Consider the following 4,503-nt stretch of genomic DNA (forward strand, 5'->3'; position numbering starts at 1 on the left):
CACTACCAGATGGACCTGCGTTGTATTAGCTAGTTGGTGAGGTAACGGCTCACCAAGGCGACGATACATAGCCGACCTGAGAGGGTGATCGGCCACACTGGGACTGAGACACGGCCCAGACTCCTACGGGAGGCAGCAGTAGGGAATCTTCGGCAATGGACGGAAGTCTGACCGAGCAACGCCGCGTGAGTGAAGAAGGTTTTCGGATCGTAAAGCTCTGTTGTAAGAGAAGAACGAGTGTGAGAGTGGAAAGTTCACACTGTGACGGTATCTTACCAGAAAGGGACGGCTAACTACGTGCCAGCAGCCGCGGTAATACGTAGGTCCCGAGCGTTATCCGGATTTATTGGGCGTAAAGCGAGCGCAGGCGGTTAGATAAGTCTGAAGTTAAAGGCTGTGGCTTAACCATAGTACGCTTTGGAAACTGTTTAACTTGAGTGCAAGAGGGGAGAGTGGAATTCCATGTGTAGCGGTGAAATGCGTAGATATATGGAGGAACACCGGTGGCGAAAGCGGCTCTCTGGCTTGTAACTGACGCTGAGGCTCGAAAGCGTGGGGAGCAAACAGGATTAGATACCCTGGTAGTCCACGCCGTAAACGATGAGTGCTAGGTGTTGGGTCCTTTCCGGGACTCAGTGCCGCAGCTAACGCATTAAGCACTCCGCCTGGGGAGTACGACCGCAAGGTTGAAACTCAAAGGAATTGACGGGGGCCCGCACAAGCGGTGGAGCATGTGGTTTAATTCGAAGCAACGCGAAGAACCTTACCAGGTCTTGACATCCCTCTGACCGCTCTAGAGATAGAGTTTTCCTTCGGGACAGAGGTGACAGGTGGTGCATGGTTGTCGTCAGCTCGTGTCGTGAGATGTTGGGTTAAGTCCCGCAACGAGCGCAACCCCTATTGTTAGTTGCCATCATTCAGTTGGGCACTCTAGCGAGACTGCCGGTAATAAACCGGAGGAAGGTGGGGATGACGTCAAATCATCATGCCCCTTATGACCTGGGCTACACACGTGCTACAATGGCTGGTACAACGAGTCGCAAGTCGGTGACGGCAAGCTAATCTCTTAAAGCCAGTCTCAGTTCGGATTGTAGGCTGCAACTCGCCTACATGAAGTCGGAATCGCTAGTAATCGCGGATCAGCACGCCGCGGTGAATACGTTCCCGGGCCTTGTACACACCGCCCGTCACACCACGAGAGTTTGTAACACCCGAAGTCGGTGAGGTAACCTTTTAGGAGCCAGCCGCCTAAGGTGGGATAGATGATTGGGGTGAAGTCGTAACAAGGTAGCCGTATCGGAAGGTGCGGCTGGATCACCTCCTTTCTAAGGATAAGGAAACCTGCACGTTCGTCTTGTTTAGTTTTGAGAGGTCTTGTGGGGCCTTAGCTCAGCTGGGAGAGCGCCTGCTTTGCACGCAGGAGGTCAGCGGTTCGATCCCGCTAGGCTCCATTGGTGAGAGATCACCAAGGATGAACATTGAAAATTGAATATCTATATCAAATAGTAACAAGAAAATAAACCGAAAACGCTGTGAATATTTAATGAGTTTTCTAATTTTTTAAGAAATTAGGTTAATAAGGTTAAGTTAATAAGGGCGCACGGTGGATGCCTTGGCACTAGGAGCCGAAGAAGGACGTGACAAACGACGAAATGCCTCGGGGAGCTGTAAGTAAGCTTAGATCCGGGGGTGTCCGAATGGGGGAACCCAGCAGGTGATACCTGTTACCCATATCTGTTAAGGATATGAGGAGGAAGACGCAGTGAACTGAAACATCTAAGTAGCTGCAGGAAGAGAAAGCAAAAGCGATTGCCTTAGTAGCGGCGAGCGAAACGGCAGGAGGGCAAACCGAAGAGTTTACTCTTCGGGGTTGTAGGACTGCAATGTGGACTTAAAGATTATAGAAGAACTACCTGGGAAGGTAGGCCAAAGAGAGTAATAGCCTCGTATTTAAAATAGTCTTTATACCTAGCAGTATCCTGAGTACGGCGAGACACGTGGAATCTCGTCGGAATCTGGGAGGACCATCTCCCAACCCTAAATACTCCCTAGTGACCGATAGTGAACCAGTACCGTGAGGGAAAGGTGAAAAGCACCCCGGGAGGGGAGTGAAATAGAACCTGAAACCGTGTGCCTACAACAAGTTCGAGCCCGTTAATGGGTGAGAGCGTGCCTTTTGTAGAATGAACCGGCGAGTTACGATATGATGCGAGGTTAAGTTGAAGAGACGGAGCCGTAGGGAAACCGAGTCTGAATAGGGCGTCTTAGTATCATGTCGTAGACCCGAAACCATGTGACCTACCCATGAGCAGGTTGAAGGTGCGGTAAAACGCACTGGAGGACCGAACCAGGGCACGTTGAAAAGTGCTTGGATGACTTGTGGGTAGCGGAGAAATTCCAAACGAACTTGGAGATAGCTGGTTCTCTCCGAAATAGCTTTAGGGCTAGCGTCGACATTAAGATTCTTGGAGGTAGAGCACTGTTTGGGTGAGGGGTCCATCCCGGATTACCAATCTCAGATAAACTCCGAATGCCAATGAATTATGGTCGGCAGTCAGACTGCGAGTGCTAAGATCCGTAGTCGAAAGGGAAACAGCCCAGACCACCAGCTAAGGTCCCAAAATAATTGTTAAGTGGAAAAGGATGTGGGGTTGCACAGACAACTAGGATGTTAGCTTAGAAGCAGCTATTCATTCAAAGAGTGCGTAATAGCTCACTAGTCGAGTGACCCTGCGCCGAAAATGTACCGGGGCTAAAACAATTTACCGAAGCTGTGGATACCTTTAATGGTATGGTAGGAGAGCGTTCTATGTGTGAAGAAGGTATACCGTGAGGAGTGCTGGAACGCATAGAAGTGAGAATGCCGGTATGAGTAGCGAAAGACAGGTGAGAATCCTGTCCACCGTAAGACTAAGGTTTCCAGGGGAAGGCTCGTCCGCCCTGGGTTAGTCGGGACCTAAGGAGAGACCGAAAGGTGTATCCGATGGACAACAGGTTGATATTCCTGTACTAGAGTATGTAGTGATGGAGGGACGCAGTAGGCTAACTAAAGCGTGCGATTGGAAGTGCACGTCTAAGCAGTGAGGTGTGAATTGAGTTAAATGCTTAGTTCTATAACATTGAGCTGTGATGGGGAGCGAAGTTTAGTAGCGAAGTTAGTGATGTCACACTGCCAAGAAAAGCTTCTAGCGTTAAGCATACTCTACCCGTACCGCAAACCGACACAGGTAGTCGAGGCGAGTAGCCTCAGGTGAGCGAGAGAACTCTCGTTAAGGAACTCGGCAAAATGACCCCGTAACTTCGGGAGAAGGGGTGCTGACTTATGTCAGCCGCAGTGAATAGGCCCAAGCAACTGTTTATCAAAAACACAGCTCTCTGCTAAATCGTAAGATGATGTATAGGGGGTGACGCCTGCCCGGTGCTGGAAGGTTAAGAGGAGTGCTTAGCGTAAGCGAAGGTATGAATTGAAGCCCCAGTAAACGGCGGCCGTAACTATAACGGTCCTAAGGTAGCGAAATTCCTTGTCGGGTAAGTTCCGACCCGCACGAAAGGCGTAATGATTTGGGCACTGTCTCAACGAGAGACTCGGTGAAATTTTAGTACCTGTGAAGATGCAGGTTACCCGCGACAGGACGGAAAGACCCCATGGAGCTTTACTGCAGTTTGATATTGAGTGTCTGTGCCACATGTACAGGATAGGTAGGAGCCATAGAGATCGGGACGCCAGTTTCGATGGAGGCGATGTTGGGATACTACCCTTGTGTTATGGCCACTCTAACCCGGATAGGTGATCCCTATCGGAGACAGTGTCTGACGGGCAGTTTGACTGGGGCGGTCGCCTCCTAAAAGGTAACGGAGGCGCCCAAAGGTTCCCTCAGAATGGTTGGAAATCATTCGCAGAGTGTAAAGGTATAAGGGAGCTTGACTGCGAGAGCTACAACTCGAGCAGGGACGAAAGTCGGGCTTAGTGATCCGGTGGTTCCGTATGGAAGGGCCATCGCTCAACGGATAAAAGCTACCCTGGGGATAACAGGCTTATCTCCCCCAAGAGTTCACATCGACGGGGAGGTTTGGCACCTCGATGTCGGCTCGTCGCATCCTGGGGCTGTAGTCGGTCCCAAGGGTTGGGCTGTTCGCCCATTAAAGCGGCACGCGAGCTGGGTTCAGAACGTCGTGAGACAGTTCGGTCCCTATCCGTCGCGGGCGTAGGAAATTTGAGAGGATCTGCTCCTAGTACGAGAGGACCAGAGTGGACTTACCGCTGGTGTACCAGTTGTCTCGCCAGAGGCATCGCTGGGTAGCTATGTAGGGAAGGGATAAACGCTGAAAGCATCTAAGTGTGAAACCCACCTCAAGATGAGATTTCCCATAACTATATGTTAGTAAGAGCCCTGAGAGAAGATCAGGTAGATAGGTTAGGAGTGGAAGTTGTGTGAGCAATGGAGCGGACTAATACTAATAGCTCGAGGACTTATCCAAAAAGTAACTGAGGATATTTACAGC

1 tRNA gene and 2 rRNA genes are annotated in these 4,503 nt (G+C 50.5%); all 3 read left to right on the forward strand.

Going from position 1 to position 4,503, the window contains the following annotated elements:
* Positions 1 to 1,325, forward strand: a 16S ribosomal RNA gene (locus H8S88_RS09795); the annotation flags it as partial.
* A 53-nt stretch (positions 1,326 to 1,378) separates the two neighbouring features.
* A tRNA-Ala gene (locus tag H8S88_RS09800) sits at positions 1,379 to 1,451 on the forward strand.
* Between the two features lie 129 nt (positions 1,452 to 1,580).
* Positions 1,581 to 4,479, forward strand: a 23S ribosomal RNA gene (locus H8S88_RS09805).
* The last annotated feature ends 24 nt before the right edge of the window (positions 4,480 to 4,503 follow it).

The organism is Streptococcus sp. GS001 (assembly GCF_021595565.1).
GTDB classification, from domain to species: domain Bacteria; phylum Bacillota; class Bacilli; order Lactobacillales; family Streptococcaceae; genus Streptococcus; species Streptococcus xiaochunlingii.